Genomic DNA, 22,075 nt, shown 5'->3' with positions numbered 1-22,075 from the left:
CGAGATCCTCACCATGCATGCAAGCAAGTATCACATCAATACCCTTAAAGAAGCACCTGCGGAGGCCGAAGTAACGAGCCACCAGCTTATGACCCGGGCCGGCATGATCCGCAAGGCTGCCGGTGGAATCTACACTTACATGCCTTTAGGACTAAAGGTTCTGCGCAAGATCGAAGCGATTGTGCGAGACGAAATGGATCGCGCCGGCGCGATCGAATTGTTGATGCCCGTGGTACAGCCCGCCGAACTTTGGGTTGAATCGGGCCGCTGGGAACAATACGGCGCTGAACTGTTACGGATGAAGGACAGACATGGCCGTGATTTCGTATTGCAACCCACGTCCGAAGAAGTCATCACCGATATCGCTCGTAATGAAATTCACAGTTGGCGCCAGTTGCCGTTGAATTTTTATCATATTCAAACCAAATTTCGCGACGAACGACGCCCACGTTTTGGATTGATGCGGGGCCGCGAATTCACAATGAAAGACGCCTATTCGTTTGATCGCGATGAAGCGTCGGCACAGGCCAGCTATGACACCATGTTTGATGCCTATATGCGGATTTTCTCGCGCCTGGGCCTTGAATTCCGAGCCGTCGCAGCCGACACCGGTTCAATCGGAGGTTCACGCAGCCACGAGTTCCAGGTCATTGCCGACACCGGTGAAGACTTGATTGTCTATAACCCTGACTCGCAATATGCTGCGAACATCGAACTGGCCGAGGCACCGTGCTTACTCGCAGAACGCGGTCCTGCTAGCAATGTGCTCGCTAAAACCGCCACGCCCGATGCACCCAAGTGCGAAATTGTTGCACGTCAGCTGAATAAGCCGCTGACAGATACCGTCAAATCGATTGTGCTGGTTACCGAGGCTGAAGGTCAACCTGCACAGTCCAAAGTATGGCTGCTGCTTTTGCGTGGCGACCACGAATTGAATGAAGTCAAAACTGGCAAGCTACCTGGCTTTGAAAACGGCTATCGTTTTGCAACGGAAGACGAAATTCTGGACAGCTTTGGTTGCGTGCCGGGCTACCTGGGCCCAGTCAGCCCCCTGAAGCCAATCACCATCATCGCCGATCGCACCGTCGCAAATATGAATAATTTCATTTGCGGCGCTAATGAGGAAGGCTTCCATTACACCGACGTTAACTGGGGACGTGACCTGCCCGAACCAACAATTGCTGACTTGCGCAATGTTGTGGCGGGCGACCCTGATCCACTAGGCGGACAACTGGCGATTCAGCGAGGCATTGAAGTAGGTCACGTATTTTTCCTGGGCGACAAATACTCCAAATCCCTGGGTGCTACTTTCCTGGAAAACGATGGCAAGCCCGCCATGCTGCAAATGGGCTGCTATGGAATTGGTATCAGCCGCATCGCCGCTGCGGCCATCGAGCAGAACCACGATGACAAAGGCATTATCTGGCCCAGATCTATCGCTCCATTTGAAGTGGTCATTTGTCCGATGGGCTTCCATAAAAGTGAAACAGTCCGCAACGCTGCGGAATCACTCTACGCAGAACTGAAAGCTCACGGAGTAGACGTAATGCTGGACGATCGTGACACCCGGCCCGGCATCATGTTCGCTGACTGGGAGCTGGTGGGCGTGCCCGTGCGTGTGACGATAGGCGACCGGGGACTGAAAGAAAACATCATCGAAATCCAGACACGGCGACAGGACGCCGCCAATAAGGTGCCGTTGTCGCAAGCGCTCGCCCACACGCTTGAACAGTTAAACTCAATGTAAGGCAGTGACGCTGCCGGCTGCTTCCAGGTATCGTGCGGCCATCATTCCCCCCATGCCGCCGCGCTGGTGGGAATGTCACACCACTTAACGAAAGACATGGCGATTGAAACACCCACACCATTATCCACCCTTGATATTCGCGTATATTACGAGGACACTGACGCCGGCGGCGTTATGTACTATGCCAACTACTTGAAGTTTTTTGAGCGGGGCCGAACAGAATGGCTACGACGACTAGGTGTAAACCAATCAGAACTTGCCGCCAAAGAACATCGGCTATTCGTTATCAAGAAGGTTGAAATACAATACCGTATACCAGCAAGGCTCGACGACTTGCTTTCGATCCACAGCAGGATTACCCGGCTTGGCCATGCGTCGATCACTTTCGACCAATCGGCCCTGCGCGGTAATGAGCTGTTGTGTCAAAGCGGTATTCAAGTCGCATGCGTTGACGCACGTACCTATCGTCCCGCCGCGCTTACTCACGAACTTAGAACCCTACTGGAAAAGGCTCAGAACTAACCATGCAAGCCTCTAGCGACCTGTCGCTGATCACCTTACTCATCGATGCCAGCATTCCCGTACAAGTGGTCATGCTTGTGCTGCTAGGCATTTCAGTTTTGTCGTGGACTTATATCTTCAGCAAACGCGCTGCGCTCAAGCGTGCCAATGAACAAACCCGTCGATTCGAAGACGACTTCTGGGCAGGCGGAGACCTTTCTGTCCTGCAGCAGGCCGTCGCGACACGACGCGCCGAACATGGCGCACTGGCTCGTATTTTCGACGCCGGCATGACCGAATTCGTAAAGGCCCGGCGCAACAGTGGCGGTGGTGGCGACGCAATGCTCGACGGCCCACGCCGCGCCATGCGTGCCACTTATCAGCGGGAAATGGACAGTCTGGAATCGCACTTGAACTTTTTGGCGTCGGCCGGTTCAGTCAGTCCCTATATCGGTCTACTGGGCACGGTATGGGGCATCATGCATGCTTTCATTGGTTTATCGTCAATGCAGCAGGCCACACTTTCCGCCGTTGCGCCAGGTATCGCCGAGGCCCTGATTGCCACAGCCATCGGTTTGTTTGCTGCGATACCAGCCGTAGTGGCCTACAACCGCTACACCAACGAAATCGATCGCCTATCGATACGCTTCGATAGCTTCATCGACGAATTTCTGAACATCTTGCAACGGCAGGTCCGCTAATGCCTTCTGCTCGCGGTAGCAGCCGCACCCGTCGCCTGAAGAATGAAATCAACGTCGTGCCGTACATCGACGTCATGCTAGTGCTGCTGGTCATCTTTATGGTGACCGCACCGATGATCACACCGGGCTTGATCGAACTTCCTTCCGTCGGAAGCGCTTCTGAAGTCACAGCCAAGCCCGTAGAAGTCGAAATCGCCGAAGACGGAGCCATTTCATTGCGCGTACGCGATGCTGGCAACGGTTTCCAGAAGATCAACAGCGAAAACCTGGTCTCCGAGGTCAAATCCCGTATTTCCGCCGACACCCCGGTTGTCATTGCCGCCGATGGACGAGTTCCTTATGACCAGGTCATGAGGGTTATGGACCAATTGCGCAGCAATGGCGTCACCCGGCTTGGATTGCTGGTGGATCAAAAGTCCAGCACGGAACCGTTAAAAAAATAGGCATCACCCCGCCTCGTGGCGGGGTGATGGCCAACCTTGCGCAACTTGATGAAGCAAAAAAAACACCACATTAGCAACGCAGCAGAACGCACCCCAGAGCAGCAGGACGAGCGGCGAGGGTTAACCTATGCCGTTGCCATACATGTCCTGTTATTCCTGTTCATGGTGATCGGGTTCATTGCCGCTCCCAGCCAACCCAATCCAGTGCAGGTAGAGCTTTGGACCGATGGCACGACGCCGACCGCTGCCGAGCCCGAAGCTGAACCCGAAACGGCCGACGAGCCCCAGGAAACGCCACCCGAACCTGAGCCTGAGCCGCAACCTGAGCCCGAGCCGACCCCGGCGCCCGAGCCACCGCCTGCGCCTGAACCCCCGCCTCCCCCACCGCCGCCACCCGCCCCTCAGGCGCCTCCGGTGGCCGAACCTCAACCCGAAATAGATCCCGACATCGCAATCGAAAAGGCTCGTAAAGAACGCGAGCAAAAAGAGCAGGCTGAGAAGGCCGCGCAGGAAGCAGCTCAGAAGGCGGCGGCCGAAAAAGCGGCCGCAGAAAAGGCGGCCGAAGCGAAGAAGGCCGAGGAAAAAAAGAGGGCTGACGAAAAGGCTGCGGCTGACTTGAAGGCTAAGGAAGAAGCGGCTAAGAAAGCCGAGGCCGCGGCTGAACAGAAGGCCAAAGAACGGGCTGCCGAAAAAGCTGCCGCCGAACAGAAAGCCCAGGAAGAAGCCCAGCGCAAGGCAGTAGCCCAAAAGGCGGCCGCCGAAAAAGCAGCCGCCGAAAAGGCTGCTGCCGCTGCCGAGCAGAAGGCAAAAGAAGCGGCTGAAAAAGCCAGTGCCGAAAAAGCAGCTGCGGAAAAGAAAGCAGCTGCCGAGAAAAAAGCTAAAGAGGACGCCGCCAAGAAAGCCGCTGCGGAAAAAGCCGCAGAAGCCAAAAGGGACGCCATACGCGCCGCCATGCGTGGGGATGCGCTGGGTGCAGCAGGTCTGCCCGGCGGCAGCGCCGATCGCAATCAGGCAGGCGGCGGAGGCAATGATAACGGCTACGCCTCGAAGGTGCGTGCCTGCATACGGCCACGCGTAATTTTCAATGTGCCCCCACGCCAGGGTCGCGCTAACCCGACAGTACAATACAGAGCTAATCTCAGTTCTGATGGTACCGTTGAGAAAGTCCTTGTGAAAGGCTCTTCAGGCGATTCCCGCTTTGATGAAGCCGTGAAAAAAGGGATCGAAGCCTGCTCCCCATTCCCTAAACCGCCTAGCGGCAAATACCCGTCCTATATTGACGGTGATTACCGAATGTACGACTAACAGGAGATCACAGATATGACAGCCGTCACTCCAGCCATAACCACCGTACCGACCACATTACGCGTATGGGCTTTCGGAACGATTGTGCTGGCCGTCAGCCTTGTCGCTGCCCGGCCGGCCGATGCTCAATTGCGTGTCGATATTTCGGGTGTAGGCGCCACCCAGTACCCGATCGCTACTGCCGACTTCACCGGTGACGCCAAGGGACAGGCCATTGCGGAAGTTATCCGCGCCGACCTGACCCGTTCCGGACAATTCCAGTTGATCAATGCCGCCGGTGCAAATCTGAGCACTGAAAGCTCGATCGCCTACGACGAATGGCGAAACAAGGGAGCGGACTACCTCGCGTACGGTTCCGTCACACATTCCGGGGGGCAATACAGCGTCAGCTATCGTCTGGTTGATTCGGTGCGAAAGACTCAGTTAGACGGGGTGGCATTCACCGGCACCGAAAAAGAGCTACGACGCGTATCCCACCAAATAGCCGATCGTATTTACGAAAAAATCACCGGGGTGCGCGGCGTATTCTCGACCCGCATCGCCTATGTGTTGCAAACAGGCAACAACTATGAGTTACAAATTGCAGATGCCGACGGCCAGAATCCCCAGGTAATGTTGCGGTCGAAACAATCGATTATTTCACCCGCATGGTCTCCTGACGGTAAGCGTTTGGCCTATGTCAGTTTCGAAGCCAACAAGCCAGTCGTCTATGTTCAGACCCTGGCAAGTGGCCAGCGCGTCCCCATTGCCAATTTCAAGGGCAACAACAGCGCGCCGGCATGGTCGCCCAACGGCCAGCAATTAGCTGTCGTGCTGTCACGTGACAGTATCTCGCAGATATATACCATTAACGCCGATGGATCCGGCCTGCGCCGTATCATGCGTTCGCCCTTGATCGACACCGAACCTCACTACACTCCAGACGGTTCATCGCTGGTATTTACAAGCGATCGGGGCGGTAGCCCGCACATTTACAAGGTGCCTGTTTCGGGCGGTGATGCGCAGCGAGTCACCTTCAATGGTAGTTACAATATCTCACCGGCCATGTCGCCAGACGCAAATAACCTGGTGTACGTTACACGAAGAGATGGTGCATTCCGTATTGCAATACAAAACATGGGGTCCGGATCTGAGCAATTATTAACCGCCGGTCCCGATGATGAGTCACCAAGTTTTGCACCGAATGGAATGCAAATCCTATATAGTTCCGTACAAGGTGGTCGTAGCGTTTTGGCTGTTACTTCTGTTGACGGCCGCGTCCGCCAAACACTGTCAGCGCTTAACGGCAAAGTACGCGAACCTACCTGGGGACCATTTACTAATTAATTTTCAGTGTGACTCTTTTTTCAAAGGAACTTAAATGAGCTCGCGCATCGCAAGACGCCTCACAATAGCCGCTCTTGTTGCCACGTTGGCAGCATGTAGCTCTGTACCACTCGACCAGTCCGGCGCCGGAACTGGTGGTAGTGGCGCAGGTTCGGCCAGCTCGGGGCAAATCATGGACCCGTTTAACCCGCAAAGCCCACTCGCTCAACAGCGTTCGGTCTATTTCGATTTCAACAGCTTCACAGTCCCTGACCAATACCGTAGCTTGGTCGAAATGCACTCCACATATCTTACTGGCCACGGCCAGCAGAAGATCCGCATCGAAGGCAACGCCGATGCACGTGGTGGCTCTGAATACAATCTGGCTCTTGGCCAGCGCCGCTCCGACGCAGTTGCGCGTATGATGACCCTGCTAGGCGTCAACAGCAACCAAATCGAAGCGATCAGCTTCGGCAAGGAAAAACCCAAAGCCATGGGTAATACCGAAGCCGACTACGCTGAAAACCGTCGTGCGGATATTGTTTATCAACAATAATATCTGATCACTCAGACTGTAACGCCGTGGCGGCATCCCGCCGCGGCGTTTTTTTATTTCAACGGAGCCTGAAATGAGCGTTTACTCCATGCCTTTGCGCGCCGCCGTACTGGCCACGACACTCTCGCTGTCTGCCCTGTTTGCGGCCCCCGCACAAGCCTTTTCCGATGACGAAGCGCGTCGCGCGATCCTAGAGTTGCGCGAACAAATCAAGCAGCTGACCGAACAAAATCGCCAGGCGCGGCTTCAGCTAGCAGACCAGCTTGAGACCATACAGCATGAGATGGCAAGCATGCGCGGGCAGATGGAACAGCTCAACATGAAAGCGGAACTCCAAAGACGTGCGAACCAGGATAAATCAGGCAGTACCACTGACACCAAAGTGGCTGATCCCCAGGAACAAGCCGCTTATGAGGCAGCCATGGAACTATTCCGCGGCGGGAAATATAAAGAAGCGGCCGGTAGCCTCGCCACTTTCATCCAAACGTATCCGAACAGCGCACTGACTCCCGAAGCACGGTTCTACCGCGGTAGCAGCATGTACGCCAGTAAAGACTTCAAGGGATCCATACAAGGACTCCAAGGCCTGATCAAGGCAAGCCCAGACGACCCGCGGGCACCCGATGCACTGCTTGTCATCGCGGCCAGCCAGATCGAACTCAACGATATGGCCGGCGCAAAGACTAGCCTGCAAAAAATCGTTAAAGATTATCCTCAGGCAAATGCCGCCGAGACGGCCAAAAGCCGCCTTAAGCTGCTGCAGTGATGCCGACACGTGCGCTGGCCAGCACGCTTGCCTACGAACGCACGTGGCGCCAAAGAAAGCTTTTCCTGGCCATATTGCTGGCTGCCATCCTGGCGCTGGTCTGTATCGACCTGGTGCTGGGACCCGCGGAAGTGGGTTGGGCCGCCTTATGGCGCACCCTATCGGGGTCTTCGCCGGCTGATCCAACGCTTGACGTCATTGTCTGGCAGATCCGCTTGCCTCAAGCCTTGATGGCGATTATGGTGGGCGCCGCACTGGGGTTAGCCGGAGCTGAAATGCAAACCGTGCTTAACAACCCGCTCGCCAGCCCTTTTACCCTTGGCGTATCATCCGCGGCAGCACTGGGAGCCGCCCTTACACTTGTATTTGACTGGCACCTTCCCATGGTCCCGATGCAATACGTGCTGGTGATCAATGCGTTTATCCTCGCTCTGCTTTGTGTGTACATGCTCGATGCCGTCGCACGCCGAGCCCGGATAGGCACCGCGGGCATCGTACTTTTCGGCATCGCCCTGGTATTTACGTTCAACGCCTTGCTGTCGCTGGTTCAGCTGACTGCCAGTTCAACGGCATTGCAAGACCTGGTGTTCTGGATGATGGGAAGTCTGGAACGCAGCGACTGGACAAAGTTGGGCCTGATGGGCGTGGCGCTACTCGTGGTCTTTCCCTTTGCCTTGCGCAACGCGTGGCAGCTTACCGCGCTGCGATTCGGCGACGATCGTGCGGCCAGTTTTGGGGTCGATCCGCACCATGTGCGGCGAGGCGCGCTGCTTCGAGTCAGCATTCTGGCTGCGCTGGCAGTTTCATTGGTGGGGGTGATCGGCTTTATCGGCCTTGTTGCGCCTCATATTGCCAGAAAGCTTTGGGGTGAAGATCACCGGTGGTATTTGCCCGCCAGCGCCTGTATTGGCGCCGCGATATTGATCGCTGCATCGGTTGCAGCCAAACTGCTTAGCACGCACACGGTTATCCCAGTGGGTATCGTGACTACGCTAGTGGGCGTACCCTTTTTCATCATCACATTGATGCGACGAACCGTACAATAATTCATGGCGACCGAAATACCCAGAACCACTTTGACGGTACGAGGTATCAGCTGTACGCTCGGTACTAATAAGGTGCTGCGCGCGGCGACCCTGCCAGCATTGCATGGCGGCCAACTTGTAGCCCTGCTAGGCCGCAATGGCAGCGGCAAATCGACATTGCTGCGCAGCATTGCCGGACTAGTACCGGTGCGTGCGGAGTCCCTGATGCTCGACGAGGTTGATCTAACCGAACTTACCGCGCGCGCCCGAGCCGAGAATATTCGCTACCTGCCCCAAAACCTGCCCGACTTCGTTCACCTTACCGTTACCGAGGCTGTTCTGGTAGCGTTGAAAGCCCGCAAACCTATCCGTACCTCGACGGCCCTGCAAAAGGTTGCCGGTATCCTGAGCAGCCTGGGCATCGAGCATTTAGGCGCCTGCTTCCTTGACGAGCTTTCCGGCGGGCAAAAACAACTCGTCGGTCTGGCGCAAGCCTTGGTACATGAACCCAGCGTGCTGCTTCTTGATGAACCCTTGGCATCGCTCGATCTGAACTACCAGCACCATGTCATGCAAATGCTGAACGGACTCGCACGCGACAGAGGGCTGCTGATTATTATTGTTCTGCATGACTTGAATATTGCGCTGCGCTATGCCAATGCGGCCCTGCTTTTGCACAATGGTACGCTGCTGGCCAGCGGAGCCCCGCAGTCAGTCATCACGCCCGAGCATTTGGCACAGGCTTTCCTGATCCGGGCCCGTGTCGAGCACTGCAGCCTGGGCCAGGCCAGTGTACTTGTCGATGACCTTATTCAACTCTAACTCATGCCGTCTACTCACACGCTTGCGCCCTTTCAGACCCGGATTGCGGATTCGTCGGTTCACTACACCCAGGCAGGCAGCGGCGAGCTTCTTCTGCTTATACATGGCTCTTTGTGCGACTACCGTTATTGGCGCTGGCAGATTCCTGCATTAAGCCAACACATGCATGTCGTCGCTCCCAGCTTGCGCGGTTTCTGGCCGCAAGCCTTTGACCGCGAGGAATCGTCATTCAGTGTGGCTCAGCATACGTGCGACATGATCGCCTTCGCCCAACAACTTGCCGACGGCAAGCCCCTGCACCTACTGGGGCATTCGCGTGGCGCACAGATCGCGCTGGAGCTGGCTTGTGTGGCGCCAGAGCTCGTGCGCAGCCTGACCTTGGCGGACCCCGGCTTCAGAATAGGCGATGAACCGCCGAATTCCCCCTTCCACATGAACGTCGCCACGTTGCTCGAGCAAGGCAAGGTGGAAGAAGCATTGTCGCAGTTCATCGATACGGTGAACGGTGCGGGAACCTGGCGCCAGATGGTGGGATGGTTCAAGGCTATGGTCACTGACAACGCATACACCTTGCTCTCACAAGTCCGGGAAATTAATCGTCCAGTCGACCTTGAGCGAGCCAGCCATTTGAGATGCCCCATCCTTTTAGTCGGCGGAGCCAATAGTCCGGCGCGCTATGGCAGCCGCATCGATATTCTGGAACGTGCGTTTACCGATGTATCACGGGTTTCGATACCCTTGGCATCGCACGGAATGAACCTCGCGAACCCAAAAGCGTTCAATCAAGCCCTTCTTAGCTTTCTTACTAAGACAAGCCGCTGACCAACCCGCCGCTAATAATGACTCGACCCCAAAACGGGTGACGAGGTCGAGTCAACGCAACATCGGCAAGAACTGGCTTGGCGATGTGCTTAGTGAGACATCGGCGCCTGCGTATTGGGCGCCTTGATCTCGCAGTCCGCCGACGCTTTTTCACCCGAGTCAAACACAAAGTCCATCTTGACCTTGCTGCCGATTGCCGGAACGTTTGCAGGATTTTCCAGCATGGCGTGATAGCCGCCCGGCTTGAACTCCAGCTTTCCGCCCGCCGGAATGGCAATATCGTGCGTGGCTGACATCCTGCTCATCCCGCCTTGATGGGTTGTTTGATGCAGCATCACCATGCCGTAAGCAGTTGATGACGCACTTTGCAGCTTGGCTTCTTTGGACCCGCTGTTTTCAATAACGAAATAGCCGCCCGAGGGTGCGGGTAGGGGTAAAGACCGTATCCAGCAGCCGGAAACCACCAGCGTGCTCGACACTTTAGCGTTTGCGGCGTTGTCGGCGACTGCCTGCTTTGCGTGGGAAGGCGTACCGTGATCATGTCCCGCGTGGGCCAGTAATACGGTAGGCTCAGGCAGAGCATTGGCATGGCTGACGGAATTTGCCAGCGCCGCGCCCGTGAATGACATGATGCCGACGATAACTATGTTTTTCATGAAGTACCCCAAAATGATTGTCTGGTTATTAAATCGATAGAATTTCAGCACAATCAGAAAGGTGGAGCTCGCGATCCTAAAGGAGGTCCACGCACCGCGAGTTGCACGGTCTCGACCGCCGTCAGCCATAGTGCGAACTGCAGATCAGCAACGACGGAAATAAAAGCAGGCGCTGCCGTGAACGACAAGGCCGCCTGACTAGTTACGAAGCCCACAGCGCAATCAAGCATCTGCGGTTCAGTTTGACGCTTCTCTTCGAGAGCCAGAATTCTTTTGGTGCTGGCCGATAAGCCTTGCACACAAATAGTCATGCCCGGCAGGCTGCCGCCCTTGACCAGGAAGTGCGCTGGCATGTAGCCCGCGGGAATCACGGCGCGCACTAGGTATACAAGCAACAGCACGCCCGACAGGGCACGCCAGTATGTCGCAGAAAAGTGTAGCGGTAAGCGCCTATTCATGGTGGGCAAGTGTACTACGCTGTCGCCTGCGGCCAGCATGATCCTTCGCAAGCAATAGTCCCTGTGGCACACTAGCCGAACTTCCTGCAAACGTTACATTTTGCCACTTCATCACCTTGCGAGCTATGGAACCTATTGTGCAGAACACACTGCCTAAAATCAGCGTAAGCGAATTCAACCAGTTGCTGGCAGACCAGCACCCGTTTGCCTCGCTGCTCGAGATCGAAGTCGTCAGTATTGGCCACGGCTCTGCCGTTTTGCTATTACCAAACCGCAGCGCGCATCAACGACTAGGCGGCATCATCGCCGGCCCGATGTTAATGGGCCTGGCCGATCTGGCTTTGTACGCAGCGATTGTCGGAGCCACAGGCAATCCCGAAGCGGTGACAGCCAGCCTAAGCATAAACTTTCTGCGCAAAGCGCCTCCCGGAGGAGTTCTTGCACATGCCACCATTCTAAAAACAGGGCGGCTAGCATCTGGCGATGTGTTGCTGGTCCCGGCGGTGGGCGGCAATCCTGTAGCGCAGGTCATCAGCACATGGTCCTTACCGCGCGAAAAGTAAGAAAAGTCCAGGGCACCATTGCAAGCCCCAATAGCCAGACCTATGGCTCCCGACTATCAGGCCGCGCAAACGCCGCCAGATGATCAACCAGCAAACGAGCCGCGGGCGACAGCGAGGATTCACCTCGAAAGCAGATGGCAAAACGCCGCTGAGCCCAAGTATCTGTCAAGGGAATCACACGCAGTCCTTTGGCGTCGGCATAAACCTGCGCCACCTCGATGGGTACTACGCTAATGGCCAGATTTGCCAGCACCACCCGTAATACTGCATTTAGGTTAGACACGAATATGCGTTCGACAAGTTGGCGCCCCGCCAGAGACGCCTGGCGTTTCAGTATGATTTGTACCGCACTTGCCGACGACAAGCTGACATGCTCGTAATCCAATGATGCTTCGAAAGCCATCGTCTTCAGAGACGCCAAAGGATGATCGGGGTGAACCACCACGGCCAGACGATCGGTGCGATACGCCCGGGTTTCAAGGCCCTGAAAATCGGCTAGGTCCCAGCATATTCCCACCGAAGCCACGCCTTCTTTGATGCCCCGGACGACATCAAGGCTTAGACGCTCTTCGATGTCGATCTGGATATTTCGATAGTCCGGCTTTTGGAGAAACGCCGCGAGGTCTTCGGGTAGAAATTCTGCCAGCGAAGAAGCCGTCGCCAGTATTCGGACTTGACCCCTGACTCCCGTTGAATACGCTGCCATATCCCGCCGTATGCGCTCCGCGCTTGCCAGCATGGCGCGAGCATGTTCCAACAGCGTTTCGCCTGCCGCAGTTGGACTCACCCCGTGGCGCCGGCGTGTAAGGAGGCTTACGCCGACGTTTTCTTCGAGAGCAGCAAGACGCTTGCTGATCGCCGAACCGACAATATTGGATTGTTCGGCCGCGCGTGCAATGCTGCGCATCTCGCATACCGTAACGAACATTCGCAGCGTCGTGAGATCGAGGTCACGCATTTTTAGTTATACCGCCAGTGGTCGGAGACCAGATCATGATATTCCATTCGGGAAGCGTCAAGCTTCTAAAATTGAATCATATCCGTTTCTGGAATATCTAAAATGGGCAAATAGTATTTCACATGGTGAATTCAATATGTCGGTATCTCTCTCCGAATCGGCAAACTGCTCAAGGCAGCCGTGGCCAGAAAAGGTCACGGTCCGCGAAGTAGGCCTGCGCGATGGCTTGCAAAGCATTACACGTACACTACCCACAGCAAACAAGCTAGACTGGATTCGCGCGGCCCATGCCGCTGGCCAACGCGAGATCGAAGTGGGCTCGTTCGTACCGGCGCGTCTACTGCCGCAACTGGCCGATACCCGCGAACTCGTCCGCTTTGCCAAGACCCTTCCCGGTCTGTTTGCGTCAGTGCTCGTGCCAAACCTGAAAGGCGCGGAACATGCAGTCGAGGCAGGTGCCGACCTTATGATTATTCCACTTTCGGCCAGTCACGCACACAGTCTGGCAAACCTGCGCAAGACACCTGATGAGGTCGTCGCCGAGGTCGCCAGAATACGTAGCATGCGCGACGCGGCGGGCTCCAAGATTGTTATCGAAGCCGGCATTGGCACCGCATTCGGATGCACCTTGCAAGGCCATGTTGAACCCGGCGAGGTATTGCGTTTAATGCAATCACTACTCGATGTCGGGGCCGATCGGGTCAGTCTCGCCGACACAGTTGGCTACGCCAATCCGGCCACCGTCGACAGCCTCTTTTCCCAAGCACTGAAAATTGCCGGAGATCGGCTGCGCGTGGCACATTTTCATGACACAAGAGGACTGGGCCTTGCCAATGTGGTCGCAGTGCTGAGACTGGGCGTTACCTCGTTTGACGCCTGCCTGGCTGGTATAGGCGGGTGCCCTCACGCACCTGGCGCGAGCGGTAATGTCAGCACCGAAGACCTGGTCTTCATGCTTGAAGACATGGGTATCGCCACCGATATCGACGTCAGTCAATTACTGACGTTGCGTAATAAGTTGGCCCAATGGCTGGACGGCGAGACCTTGCACGGAACGCTCTGGCGTGCCGGCCTGCCCAAGACGTTCAAACCGGCATCAACTCTGCATTCTCTTTCTATCCAATAAGGTTTGAAATCCACATGCCCACTGACATGAATGGCGTGGCAAGCGATGCCATCGCGCAACCGCCTGCCCAGAATTTGACGACAAGCGCAAAAGCGGGCCGGCGCCTTCCGTTAACTGGACTGCGCGTCGTCGAATTCACTCATATGGTGATGGGGCCCACCTGCGGACTGGTGCTGGCTGACCTGGGTGCCGAGGTAATAAAGGTGGAGCCCGTCGAGGGTGACCGCACGCGACATTTACTGGGCGCTGGCGCAGGCTTTTTCCCCATGTTTAATCGCAACAAGAAGAGCATCGCCATTAATCTCCATACTCCGGAAGGGGTGGCAATAGCGCATAAACTGGTCAGTAGCGTCGATGTCGTGGCTGAAAACTTCCGCCCCGGAATGATGGAAAAATACGGCCTGGATTACGCCAACTTGAGCATTGAAAATCCTCGCCTGATCTATGCCAGCCTTAAGGGATTTCTGCCGGGCCCCTATGAGCTGCGGACCGCATTGGACGAAGTGGTGCAAATGATGGGAGGCCTTGCTTACATGACCGGTCGCCCGGGCGACCCCCTACGCGCGGGCACTAGCGTGAACGACATTATGGGCGGCATGTTCGGCGCTATCGGCATCATGGCCGCCTTGATTGAACGCGGCATTACAGGTCAAGGCCAGGAAGTGCAGTCTGCCCTGTTCGAAAATAATATTTTCCTGGTCGGACAGCATATGCTTCAGTATGCCATCACAGGCGAGGCGGCTGCGCCGATGCCAGAGCGCATCTCAGCCTGGGCGCTTTATGACGTGTTCACCGTCAAGAATGGCGAACAGATATTTCTTGCCGCCGTCAGCGATGCGCAATGGAAGGTGTTCTGCAAGGCAATGGGGTTTGCCGACCTGCTGACACGCCCGGAACTCGCCACCAATAACGAGCGTGTTCGCGTCCGCGCGACGCTTCTGGCAGAGCTTCGGCCCCGACTGGCCACTTATACCGCAGCAGAGCTCGCCGCCATTTTTGAAAAGCATGGCCTGCCGTTCGCCCCTATTGTGAAGCCAGAGGAATTGTTTGATGATCCCCACCTGCAGGCGACCGGCGGCTTGGCCGAAATAAGGCTTACCGACGGCGAGCGTGCCGGGCAAACCGCACGGGCTGCCCTGTTGCCTCTTACCCTGACCGGCGAACGATTGGGAGTTCGGATACATCCTCCGAAACTTGGGGAGCACACTAAGGAAGTGCTGGAAAGCATTGGCTATGACGATGCAGAGATTGGAGAACTGTTGAAGCTTAAGGCAGTCGGATAGTAAGTTCGGGACGCGTAACGATTCGCGATTGGCAATCTACATTATAAAAACTCAGGAGACATCCATGACAACGTTCAATACCAGCACAACTCGGCGCCACTTTTTAGCGGCACTAGGGGCAGCCGCTGTAAGCAAACCGTTCTCGGTATTTGCGCAAAACGACCGACCTATTAGCTTCATCCTTCCAGTGGGCCCGGGCTCCGGCGTTGATACCATCGTTCGTGCTGCTGGCCCAGCGTTGTCCAAAGCGCTCAAGCACACGGTCGTAATCGAAAACAAGCCGGGCGCCGGCGGAATTCTCGGGACGTCCGCGCTGGTGAAGTCAGTTGCCGATGGCTTCACGCTTAGTGTGGTATCGAACAACCACGTCATATTTCCCAGCGTCTACAAGTCGCTACCCTTCGACCCTATCGCCGATATCACGCCAATCTCGGTTATTGGTTCGACGCCCTTGCTGCTCGTGGTGAATCCCCGCAAATTGCCTGTCGCAAATGTCCAGGAGCTGATTGCAGCGTTGAAGAAGCGCCCCGGCGAATACAACTTTGCATCGTCCGGCAACGGTACCATTCTGCATCTGGCGGCCGAAATGTTCGTCGATCAGGCCAACGTACAGGCCCGCCATATTCCCTACAAAGGCGTCGGCCCCATGATCACCGATTTGTTAGGCGGCCAGGTCGACTTCGGGGTGCTGTCTTTGCCTTCAATCCTTGCCCATCTTCAGAGCGGTGGACTACGCGCGGTAGGCATGGGCAGCAAGACACGAGCGTCGGCAATGCCCGACTTGCCGACGCTCGCAGAACAAGGGCTGCCCGATTACGACATGGCGGGTTGGTTTGCCGTTGTCGGCCCCGCGGGTTTGCCTGAAGCGAAGGTCAAGGAAATTTACGCCGCCTTCACTGAGGCTTTCAATGCCCCGGATGTGCAAAAGAGCATGAAGACTCAAGGCAACACCATACAAATGATGCCGCCTGAGGACACTGCCCGGTATTTCCAATCGGAACTGAACAAATATGCCGCCGTTGTAAAAAGTGCCGGCATCGAACTGCAATAAGTCTCGCACCCGCTGGTTCTCATTGCACGGCAAGTTCCCTGGGCGGCTCTAACTAGGTAATATGTGTGCTCGACATCCTCATGCTTAGGGAACGCAATGCAATATCGACGCCTTGGTACCAGTAATTTAAAAGTCTCAGCCCTATGCTTGGGCACAATGATGTTTGCAGACCAGACCGACTTCGCCGAGGCACGGAATATTGTCGCTTCGGCAAGCGAACATGGTGTCAATTTCATCGATACGGCCGACGTCTATAGCAAAGGTCTCTGCGAAGAAATGGTTGGCAAGCTGATCAATGAAAAGCGGAACGACTGGGTACTGGCGACCAAGCTTGGAAATAGCATGAGCAAGGCCCCCAACCGCTCGCACTATTCGCGCCACTGGATGATGCGCGAGGTGGAAAACAGCTTGAACCGCCTCAGTACGGACCATATCGATATCTTGTATATGCACCGCGATTTCCATGAGGAAAATCTGGACGAAGCCGTGCGTACCATGGGCGACCTGATCCAATCGGGCAAAATCCGAGCGTTTGGCGTGTCGAACTTCAGGGGATGGCGTATTGCCGAGATCGTGCGTTTGTGCGAAAAGGCCAACGTGCCGCAACCTGTCGTATGCCAGCCGTATTACAACCTGCTGAATCGCGGCCCGGAAGTCGAAATTCTGCCGGCCTGCGCACATTATGGGTTAGGAGTGGTCCCGTACAGCCCGATCGCGCGCGGCGTGCTAACCGGGAAGTACCTACCCGGCCAGGCCCCGGCACAAGACAGCCGTGCGGGCCGTGGCGATAAACGCATCCTGGAAACAGAATTTCGTGAAGAATCGCTTGTCATCGCGCGAAAGCTGCAAGAGCACTGCGACGAAAAAGGAATAAAGTTGGGGCAGTTCGCAACAGCATGGGTTCTTGCCAATCCGCATATTTCTGCCGTTATTGCCGGACCAAGAACTTTGCTGCAGATGGAAGATTATTACCCCGCCGTCGCTATCGAGATTACTGCCGAAGAAGAGTCCATGGTCGATGATCTGGTAACGCCGGGGCATGCCTCTACCCCGGGCTACAACGATCCGACCTATCCCTTTTTTGGCCGGCCACGGCCAGCATAAATCCGGGCGAATCGCCCGCTACGAATTTACGTTGTCCCCGGCCGGCCGCCCTCTTTTACTTAGTGGGCAGCTTGCCAGCCACCCCTTCAACGTAGTAATTCATTTTGTTCAGGCCAGCATCATCCAGCACACCCGTCTGTAGTTGAACCTTGCCCTGATTGTCTTTAAGTGGGCCCGTAAATGGAGATAAGGTACCGGCGACGATTTCGGACTGCTTTTCCGCCACCAACTTTCTCAGGTCTTCCGGTACCGCAGATCCGAATCCTTCGAGAGCGGCCATCCCTTGCTTGATCCCGCCCCAGGTGCTATCCGGTTTCCACGTTCCGTCGAGAACCTCGCGTGCCTCTTGAGTGAAGTATTCGCCCCAGTGATGCGTAACCGCAGCCAACTGTGCGTTCGGGCCGAACTTCTTCATGTCGGAATGGTAAGCAATCGCATATTTTCCTTTCTCTTCGGCGGCTTGCACCGTCGCCGTCGAATCGGTGTGATGCGTGACCACGTCGGCGCCCTGGCCGATCAGCGCCAAAGCGGCATCACGCTCCTTGCCCGGATCAAACCAGCTATTGACCCAGATAACGCGTACTTCAGCATTTGGATTTACGCTGCGCATTCCTCGGGTAAAAGCATTAATGCCTTGTAAGACTTCGGGAATGGGAAAGGCGCCGACGTAACCGGCCACGTTCGATTTCGTCATTTTTCCGGCGATGATGCCCGACAAATAACGAGCTTCGTAAAAACGCGCATTGGTTGTCGCCACATTCGCAGCGGTTTTGTAGCCGGTGGAGTGCACGAACTTCACGTCAGGGAATTGCTTCGCCACTTTGAGGGTGGGGTTCATGAAACCAAACGAAGTCGTAAAGATGAGCTTGTTACCCTGCTGGGCCAAGTCACGAATGACACGTTCGGCATCGGCGCTTTCCGGGACATCTTCCACGTATTGGGTCTTGACCCGATCGCCCAGTTGCTTTTCCATTTCTTTGCGCCCCAAGTCTTGTTGCCAGGTCCAGCCGGCTTCACCGATGGGACTGACATAAACAAAACCCACTTTCAGTGGCTCTTTATCGGCCGCCATCGCGGAAGGCGACATTGCCATGGCGGGCATTACCGCCAATGCACATAATGCTTTGCGTATTGAATTTACAGACATGATGATCCTCAGGTGTCCGGGTTAAAGTTTTTGCCTAATGAAGCAGGCATGTTGAGCCTGATCCAGTTTGCATTTCGTGAAATCAGAACCAGCACCAGAATCGTCGCGAGATACGGCAGCATGGATAGAAGCTGGGAAGCGATAGGCACACCAAGTGCCTGCATATGATAGGAAAGAATGGTGATTCCACCAAACAGGTAAGCTCCTATCAGAACCCTGGCAGGCCGCCACGTGGCGAAGGTGGTCAGGGCAAGAGCGATCCAGCCGCGCCCGGCCACCATATCTTCGACCCACATCGGCGTGTAGACCAACGACATGAACGCGCCGGCAAGCCCGCAGCATGCACCGCCGAACAATAACGCTCCAAGACGAATGCGGCGCACGTTGTACCCGAGCGAGTGCGCCGAAGTGGGTGACTCGCCCACCGATCGCAAGATTAGGCCGGCACGCGTGCGGTTCAGCATCCAGGCAATGGCAATGCAAAGCAGCAATGAAAAATACACCATGGGGTGATGTTGAAACAGCGCCTCACCAAGGAAAGGAATGTCTTGCAGCAGTGGAATTCCGAATTTGTTTGCTTGCAGGCTCTTACCGGAATAGTCAATGCCCAGATAAGCAGATGCGCCCCCTCCGAATAGGGATAAGGCGAGGCCAGTGGCTACCTGGTTGGCACCCAGCCATACGGTAAGCCAGGCAAAAAAGCCTGCCAGGATCATGCCGGCGGAGGCACCCACCAGAAATCCGACTGCAACATTCCCGCTATGAATCGTTGCGGCGAACCCCAAGACGGCGGCTACCAACATCATGCCCTCAGAACCCAGATTGATCACGCCGGATTTCTCGTTAACGAGCAAACCCAGCGCTGCCAGCATAAGGGGGGTGCCGGCGATAATTGCGGAGGCAACAAGAGGAGCTAAAGCATCCATTATTTTCTCCAGCGCAATTTGTTATTGATCAGGACATCACAGGCCAGAAGCGAGAACAGTAGAATTCCCTGGAAGATGCCGGTGATAGCGCTGGGCATGCCCAAACGGCTTTGCGAGAGCTCTCCACCTATGTAGAGCAAGGCCATCACAAAGCTCGAGAATATGACGCCGATAGGGTGCAGGCGCCCCACGAACGCGACGATAATGGCGGCAAAACCGTAGCCGGGAGAAATAGACGGAGTCAACTGTCCGATGGGGCCCATGATTTCGGATGCCCCTGCAAGCCCGGCCAAGCCGCCGGACGCCAGCATGCAAGTCCAAAGCGACCGTCCTGCTGAAAACCCGGCGTAGCGTGCAGCTTGCGGAGCGAGCCCGCCGACTCGGAGTTTGTATCCGGAGAAACTGCGCGACAAATAAAGCCAGCCCAGAAAGGCGGTCAACAACGCCAACGCAATGCCAATATGCAGGCGAGTTCCCTGCACTATTATGGGCAGAAGAAAACCGTCTGAAAAAAGTCGTGACTGAGGAAACCCAAAGCCGTCAGGATCAATAAGCACCCCATGCACCAGATAGCTAAGCAGCAACTCCGCGACGTACACAAGCATCAATGACACCAGTATTTCATTGGCATTGAAACGATCGCGCAAACAAGCGGTAATGGCGGCCCAGAACATGCCACCGGCTACGCCCGCAAACAGGGCCAGCGATATCAGCCAAAAACCACCATTACTGCCATCATCGAAGTATAAGATCACGCTACCGGCGGCAATGGCGCCCACGACCAGTTGCCCCTCAGCGCCAATGTTAAAAACGTTGGCCCGGAAACACATCGCCAGACCAACGGAAATCAGCAGCAAAGGCGCCACTTTGACGCCGACTTCGGACCAGCCTTGCACGTCTTTAATCGGTTCCAGAAAGAACACGGCAAGGCTAGCCCAAGGGTCTTTCCCGACAGCAAGAAATAACAATATGCCGCAAGCCATCGTTAACAATACCGCCAGCACGGGCGAAAGCCACGACATCAATACCGACGGGGCCGGGCGTGGCTCCAGCTTAAACATGCAGTAGCTCCGGATTATCTGGCTGCCCGGCTGGCTCCCATAGGCCGCTCATCCAGCGTCCAATGAGGTCCAGGCTTGCCTGCGTCGCCTTTATGGAAGGCGACATCCGCCCTTTCGCCAAGACCACCAGACGATCTGAAATCTCGAACAATTCGTCCAGCTCTTCGGAAATCACCAGCAAGGCACAGCCTGCATCGCGTAAAGCGATGAGCTCGGCTCGTATCTGGGCAGCCGCGCCTACATCAACGCCCCAGGTAGGCTGAGCAACCAGCAGCACTTTAGGATGGCGCATGACTTCACGCCCAATAATGTATTTTTGCAGATTGCCTCCGGACAGGCTTGATGCAATGGCCTGTGGCCCCGGCGCCTTAACCTTGAAGCGGTGGATAATGTCGGCGGCAAGCTGCTGGATAGCGCTATTCCTGACGAAACCCTTGTTCACCGTGTTAGTGGTCTGATGTGACAGCAATATATTCTGCGCGAGAGAAAGCTCGGGGACAGCACCCCGCCCCAGGCGTTCTTCAGGCACGAAGCCCACGCCGTTAGCCCTGCGCCAAGACGTCGAACGATGCCCGATGGCTACGCCATCGAGCATAATCGCATCGCGATCTGCGCGGGTATCTTCGCCCGACAATACCGCCAGCAGCTCCTGCTGGCCATTACCCGACACGCCGGCTACACCCAGGATCTCGCCGGCCCTGACTTCGAAGTCGATATTACGTAGCGGCGTCGCGAAAGGATGCGACTTTTCCAGCGACAATCGTCGCGCCTGCAACATAGTCTTGCCGGGCGCCCGTTCGTGATGTGTTATCACAAGCGGCTCTGCGCCGATCATCATGCGCGACAGACTAGCCTCGGTTTCGGCGCGAGGGTCGCACACCCCCGTCACCTTTCCACCGCGCATCACTGTACAGGTGTGGCACAAGGCTCGTATTTCGTCGAGCTTGTGGCTGATATAAAGAATACTGCAGCCCTCGGCAGCCAAGACGCGCAAGGTATCGAATAGTGTATCGACGGCCTGCGGGGTTAAAACCGACGTAGGTTCGTCGAGTATCAGCAACTGAGGCTTGCCCAGCAAAGCCCGGACAATCTCAACGCGCTGGCATTCGCCGACCGATAGAGTATGCACGTGACGCTGCGGTTCAAGGTCGAGGCCATATTGCCGGGCGGTCTCGGCGATGCGCTGCTCGAGGTCGGCAAGACGGGTCTCGGCGGGCAAGCCCAAGGCTATGTTTTCCGCGACCGTCAGGGTGTCGAAAAGCGAGAAGTGCTGAAATACCATACCTATGCCCAATTGCCTTGCGGCAGCCGGGCTGGCAATATGGACGTCGTGCCCATTCCACAGCATTTGGCCGTGGTCGGGCTTGGTCACACCGTAAATGATTTTCATCAGGGTGGACTTTCCCGCCCCGTTCTCGCCAAGAATGGCATGAATTTCACCGGGCAATACGGTGAGATCAACATTATCATTGGCGATCACTGCCGGATAATGCTTGGTGATCTGTTTCAGCACAAGGCGACTTGTCATATTGGGCTAGCGTCGCCGCAAAGCGTTTTCTATTTTTTTATCAGTTTTATATTGACTTAAGGCATACACTGCCCAGATAGCGGCCGGCACCCAACCAATCAGCGTGATCTGCAAAATCAGGCAGACTATCCCTGCAATAGGCCGCCCTATTGTGAAAAATGTCAGCCAGGGCAATAAAAGCGCAATGATCAATCGCATTATGTAGAACCGCTTATTCGAAA

24 protein-coding genes are annotated in these 22,075 nt (G+C 55.8%); 16 read left to right on the top strand and 8 right to left on the bottom strand.

The window, feature by feature from the left end:
* The first annotated feature begins 13 nt into the window (after window positions 1–13).
* From EKL30_RS17555 to EKL30_RS17505, 11 genes are all read left to right on the top strand, one after another.
* Window positions 14–1,747, top strand: coding sequence for a proline--tRNA ligase (locus EKL30_RS17555; RefSeq protein ID WP_126708543.1), 1,734 nt, complete (start codon window positions 14–16; stop codon window positions 1,745–1,747).
* Between the two features lie 96 nt (window positions 1,748–1,843).
* The gene (gene ybgC / locus EKL30_RS17550) at window positions 1,844–2,269 is read left to right on the top strand and encodes a tol-pal system-associated acyl-CoA thioesterase (protein WP_126708542.1); all 426 of its coding nucleotides are present in this window, start codon (window positions 1,844–1,846) and stop codon (window positions 2,267–2,269) included.
* Between the two features lie 2 nt (window positions 2,270–2,271).
* The gene (gene tolQ, locus EKL30_RS17545) at window positions 2,272–2,949 is read left to right on the top strand and encodes a protein TolQ (protein WP_126708541.1); all 678 of its coding nucleotides are present in this window, start codon (window positions 2,272–2,274) and stop codon (window positions 2,947–2,949) included.
* Entirely contained in the window at window positions 2,949–3,392 is a 444-nt protein-coding gene (gene tolR / locus EKL30_RS17540) for a protein TolR (protein ID WP_126708540.1), read from the top strand. The genes tolQ and tolR overlap by 1 nt, the downstream gene beginning before the upstream one ends.
* A gap of 48 nt (window positions 3,393–3,440) precedes the next feature.
* Window positions 3,441–4,697, top strand: a complete 1,257-nt coding sequence (gene tolA / locus EKL30_RS17535; RefSeq protein ID WP_126708539.1) for a cell envelope integrity protein TolA — start codon at window positions 3,441–3,443, stop codon at window positions 4,695–4,697.
* Window positions 4,698–4,712: 15 nt separating this feature from the next.
* On the top strand, window positions 4,713–6,023 hold the full coding sequence (gene tolB / locus EKL30_RS17530; RefSeq protein ID WP_126708538.1) for a Tol-Pal system beta propeller repeat protein TolB: 1,311 nt from the start codon (window positions 4,713–4,715) through the stop codon (window positions 6,021–6,023).
* 34 nt (window positions 6,024–6,057) lie between these two features.
* On the top strand, window positions 6,058–6,558 hold the full coding sequence (locus tag EKL30_RS17525) for an OmpA family protein (RefSeq protein ID WP_126708537.1): 501 nt from the start codon (window positions 6,058–6,060) through the stop codon (window positions 6,556–6,558).
* A 73-nt stretch (window positions 6,559–6,631) separates the two neighbouring features.
* On the top strand, window positions 6,632–7,324 hold the full coding sequence (gene ybgF / locus EKL30_RS17520) for a tol-pal system protein YbgF (protein WP_126708536.1): 693 nt from the start codon (window positions 6,632–6,634) through the stop codon (window positions 7,322–7,324).
* Window positions 7,324–8,370, top strand: a complete 1,047-nt coding sequence (locus EKL30_RS17515; protein ID WP_126708535.1) for an iron ABC transporter permease — start codon at window positions 7,324–7,326, stop codon at window positions 8,368–8,370. The genes ybgF and EKL30_RS17515 overlap by 1 nt, the downstream gene beginning before the upstream one ends.
* A 3-nt stretch (window positions 8,371–8,373) precedes the next feature.
* On the top strand, window positions 8,374–9,171 hold the full coding sequence (locus EKL30_RS17510; RefSeq protein WP_126708534.1) for an ABC transporter ATP-binding protein: 798 nt from the start codon (window positions 8,374–8,376) through the stop codon (window positions 9,169–9,171).
* A 3-nt stretch (window positions 9,172–9,174) separates the two neighbouring features.
* On the top strand, window positions 9,175–9,993 hold the full coding sequence (locus EKL30_RS17505; RefSeq protein ID WP_126708533.1) for an alpha/beta fold hydrolase: 819 nt from the start codon (window positions 9,175–9,177) through the stop codon (window positions 9,991–9,993).
* Window positions 9,994–10,082: 89 nt separating this feature from the next.
* Here the strand turns inward: EKL30_RS17505 and EKL30_RS17500 are convergent, their stop codons facing one another.
* The gene (locus EKL30_RS17500) at window positions 10,083–10,649 is read right to left on the bottom strand and encodes a copper chaperone PCu(A)C (RefSeq protein WP_158618437.1); all 567 of its coding nucleotides are present in this window, start codon (window positions 10,647–10,649) and stop codon (window positions 10,083–10,085) included.
* 53 nt (window positions 10,650–10,702) lie between these two features.
* Window positions 10,703–11,146: a hypothetical protein gene (locus tag EKL30_RS17495; protein WP_126708531.1), complete on the bottom strand. Its 444-nt coding sequence runs from the start codon at window positions 11,144–11,146 to the stop codon at window positions 10,703–10,705.
* A gap of 98 nt (window positions 11,147–11,244) precedes the next feature.
* On the opposite strand from EKL30_RS17495, the gene EKL30_RS17490 reads away from it, so the two are divergent.
* Window positions 11,245–11,670 carry a PaaI family thioesterase gene (locus tag EKL30_RS17490; protein WP_233583232.1) on the top strand — a complete coding sequence of 142 codons (426 nt, stop codon included), beginning with the start codon at window positions 11,245–11,247 and terminating at the stop codon, window positions 11,668–11,670.
* A 40-nt stretch (window positions 11,671–11,710) separates the two neighbouring features.
* Here EKL30_RS17490 and EKL30_RS17485 read toward each other — a convergent pair whose 3' ends face one another.
* Entirely contained in the window at window positions 11,711–12,628 is a 918-nt protein-coding gene (locus EKL30_RS17485; RefSeq protein ID WP_126708529.1) for a LysR family transcriptional regulator, read from the bottom strand.
* 136 nt (window positions 12,629–12,764) lie between these two features.
* Between EKL30_RS17485 and EKL30_RS17480 the strand changes: the two genes are divergently transcribed.
* The 4 genes from EKL30_RS17480 (at window position 12,765) to EKL30_RS17465 (ending at window position 17,192) form a co-directional block, all read left to right on the top strand.
* On the top strand, window positions 12,765–13,754 hold the full coding sequence (locus EKL30_RS17480) for a hydroxymethylglutaryl-CoA lyase (protein WP_126708528.1): 990 nt from the start codon (window positions 12,765–12,767) through the stop codon (window positions 13,752–13,754).
* Between the two features lie 14 nt (window positions 13,755–13,768).
* On the top strand, window positions 13,769–15,037 hold the full coding sequence (locus tag EKL30_RS17475) for a CaiB/BaiF CoA transferase family protein (protein ID WP_370246284.1): 1,269 nt from the start codon (window positions 13,769–13,771) through the stop codon (window positions 15,035–15,037).
* 64 nt (window positions 15,038–15,101) lie between these two features.
* Window positions 15,102–16,088 (top strand): tripartite tricarboxylate transporter substrate binding protein, encoded by a 987-nt coding sequence (locus EKL30_RS17470; protein ID WP_126708527.1) that lies wholly within the window; start codon window positions 15,102–15,104, stop codon window positions 16,086–16,088.
* A gap of 96 nt (window positions 16,089–16,184) precedes the next feature.
* A complete protein-coding gene (locus EKL30_RS17465) occupies window positions 16,185–17,192 on the top strand; it encodes an aldo/keto reductase (protein WP_126708526.1) in 1,008 nt (335 codons plus the stop codon).
* A gap of 55 nt (window positions 17,193–17,247) precedes the next feature.
* On the opposite strand, the gene EKL30_RS17460 is transcribed toward EKL30_RS17465, so the two are convergent.
* From EKL30_RS17460 to EKL30_RS17440, 5 genes are read right to left on the bottom strand one after another with little or no spacing between them, the layout of a single operon-like run.
* Window positions 17,248–18,339 (bottom strand): BMP family ABC transporter substrate-binding protein, encoded by a 1,092-nt coding sequence (locus tag EKL30_RS17460; RefSeq protein WP_126708525.1) that lies wholly within the window; start codon window positions 18,337–18,339, stop codon window positions 17,248–17,250.
* Window positions 18,340–18,347: 8 nt separating this feature from the next.
* On the bottom strand, window positions 18,348–19,265 hold the full coding sequence (locus EKL30_RS17455) for an ABC transporter permease (RefSeq protein WP_126708524.1): 918 nt from the start codon (window positions 19,263–19,265) through the stop codon (window positions 18,348–18,350).
* Window positions 19,265–20,326 carry an ABC transporter permease gene (locus EKL30_RS17450; protein WP_126708523.1) on the bottom strand — a complete coding sequence of 354 codons (1,062 nt, stop codon included), beginning with the start codon at window positions 20,324–20,326 and terminating at the stop codon, window positions 19,265–19,267. The genes EKL30_RS17455 and EKL30_RS17450 overlap by 1 nt, the downstream gene beginning before the upstream one ends.
* Window positions 20,319–21,854 carry an ABC transporter ATP-binding protein gene (locus tag EKL30_RS17445; RefSeq protein WP_126708522.1) on the bottom strand — a complete coding sequence of 512 codons (1,536 nt, stop codon included), beginning with the start codon at window positions 21,852–21,854 and terminating at the stop codon, window positions 20,319–20,321. The genes EKL30_RS17450 and EKL30_RS17445 overlap by 8 nt, the downstream gene beginning before the upstream one ends.
* Before the next feature lie 6 nt (window positions 21,855–21,860).
* Window positions 21,861–22,052 (bottom strand): YqaE/Pmp3 family membrane protein, encoded by a 192-nt coding sequence (locus EKL30_RS17440; protein WP_126708521.1) that lies wholly within the window; start codon window positions 22,050–22,052, stop codon window positions 21,861–21,863.
* Window positions 22,053–22,075 lie beyond the last annotated feature (23 nt).

This window comes from Candidimonas sp. SYP-B2681 (genome assembly GCF_003971065.1).
Classification (GTDB): Bacteria; Pseudomonadota; Gammaproteobacteria; order Burkholderiales; family Burkholderiaceae_B; genus Pollutimonas.
Note: the sequence above shows the minus strand (reverse complement) of the source record. Positions and strands in the feature narration are given on the sequence as shown.

What these genes read in the sequence shown, in the direction of transcription:
- EKL30_RS17555 (WP_126708543.1), top strand. Translation starts at nt 14, where the DNA reads ATGCATGCAAGCAAGTATCACATCAATACCCTTAAAGAAGCACCTGCG.
- ybgC (WP_126708542.1), top strand. Translation starts at nt 1,844, where the DNA reads ATGGCGATTGAAACACCCACACCATTATCCACCCTTGATATTCGCGTA.
- tolQ (WP_126708541.1), top strand. Translation starts at nt 2,272, where the DNA reads ATGCAAGCCTCTAGCGACCTGTCGCTGATCACCTTACTCATCGATGCC.
- tolR (WP_126708540.1), top strand. Translation starts at nt 2,949, where the DNA reads ATGCCTTCTGCTCGCGGTAGCAGCCGCACCCGTCGCCTGAAGAATGAA.
- tolA (WP_126708539.1), top strand. Translation starts at nt 3,441, where the DNA reads ATGAAGCAAAAAAAACACCACATTAGCAACGCAGCAGAACGCACCCCA.
- tolB (WP_126708538.1), top strand. Translation starts at nt 4,713, where the DNA reads ATGACAGCCGTCACTCCAGCCATAACCACCGTACCGACCACATTACGC.
- EKL30_RS17525 (WP_126708537.1), top strand. Translation starts at nt 6,058, where the DNA reads ATGAGCTCGCGCATCGCAAGACGCCTCACAATAGCCGCTCTTGTTGCC.
- ybgF (WP_126708536.1), top strand. Translation starts at nt 6,632, where the DNA reads ATGAGCGTTTACTCCATGCCTTTGCGCGCCGCCGTACTGGCCACGACA.
- EKL30_RS17515 (WP_126708535.1), top strand. Translation starts at nt 7,324, where the DNA reads ATGCCGACACGTGCGCTGGCCAGCACGCTTGCCTACGAACGCACGTGG.
- EKL30_RS17510 (WP_126708534.1), top strand. Translation starts at nt 8,374, where the DNA reads ATGGCGACCGAAATACCCAGAACCACTTTGACGGTACGAGGTATCAGC.
- EKL30_RS17505 (WP_126708533.1), top strand. Translation starts at nt 9,175, where the DNA reads ATGCCGTCTACTCACACGCTTGCGCCCTTTCAGACCCGGATTGCGGAT.
- EKL30_RS17500 (WP_158618437.1), bottom strand. Translation starts at nt 10,649, where the DNA reads ATGAAAAACATAGTTATCGTCGGCATCATGTCATTCACGGGCGCGGCG.
- EKL30_RS17495 (WP_126708531.1), bottom strand. Translation starts at nt 11,146, where the DNA reads ATGCTGGCCGCAGGCGACAGCGTAGTACACTTGCCCACCATGAATAGG.
- EKL30_RS17485 (WP_126708529.1), bottom strand. Translation starts at nt 12,628, where the DNA reads ATGCGTGACCTCGATCTCACGACGCTGCGAATGTTCGTTACGGTATGC.
- EKL30_RS17480 (WP_126708528.1), top strand. Translation starts at nt 12,765, where the DNA reads ATGTCGGTATCTCTCTCCGAATCGGCAAACTGCTCAAGGCAGCCGTGG.
- EKL30_RS17475 (WP_370246284.1), top strand. Translation starts at nt 13,769, where the DNA reads ATGCCCACTGACATGAATGGCGTGGCAAGCGATGCCATCGCGCAACCG.
- EKL30_RS17470 (WP_126708527.1), top strand. Translation starts at nt 15,102, where the DNA reads ATGACAACGTTCAATACCAGCACAACTCGGCGCCACTTTTTAGCGGCA.
- EKL30_RS17465 (WP_126708526.1), top strand. Translation starts at nt 16,185, where the DNA reads ATGCAATATCGACGCCTTGGTACCAGTAATTTAAAAGTCTCAGCCCTA.
- EKL30_RS17460 (WP_126708525.1), bottom strand. Translation starts at nt 18,339, where the DNA reads ATGTCTGTAAATTCAATACGCAAAGCATTATGTGCATTGGCGGTAATG.
- EKL30_RS17455 (WP_126708524.1), bottom strand. Translation starts at nt 19,265, where the DNA reads ATGGATGCTTTAGCTCCTCTTGTTGCCTCCGCAATTATCGCCGGCACC.
- EKL30_RS17450 (WP_126708523.1), bottom strand. Translation starts at nt 20,326, where the DNA reads ATGTTTAAGCTGGAGCCACGCCCGGCCCCGTCGGTATTGATGTCGTGG.
- EKL30_RS17445 (WP_126708522.1), bottom strand. Translation starts at nt 21,854, where the DNA reads ATGACAAGTCGCCTTGTGCTGAAACAGATCACCAAGCATTATCCGGCA.
- EKL30_RS17440 (WP_126708521.1), bottom strand. Translation starts at nt 22,052, where the DNA reads ATGCGATTGATCATTGCGCTTTTATTGCCCTGGCTGACATTTTTCACA.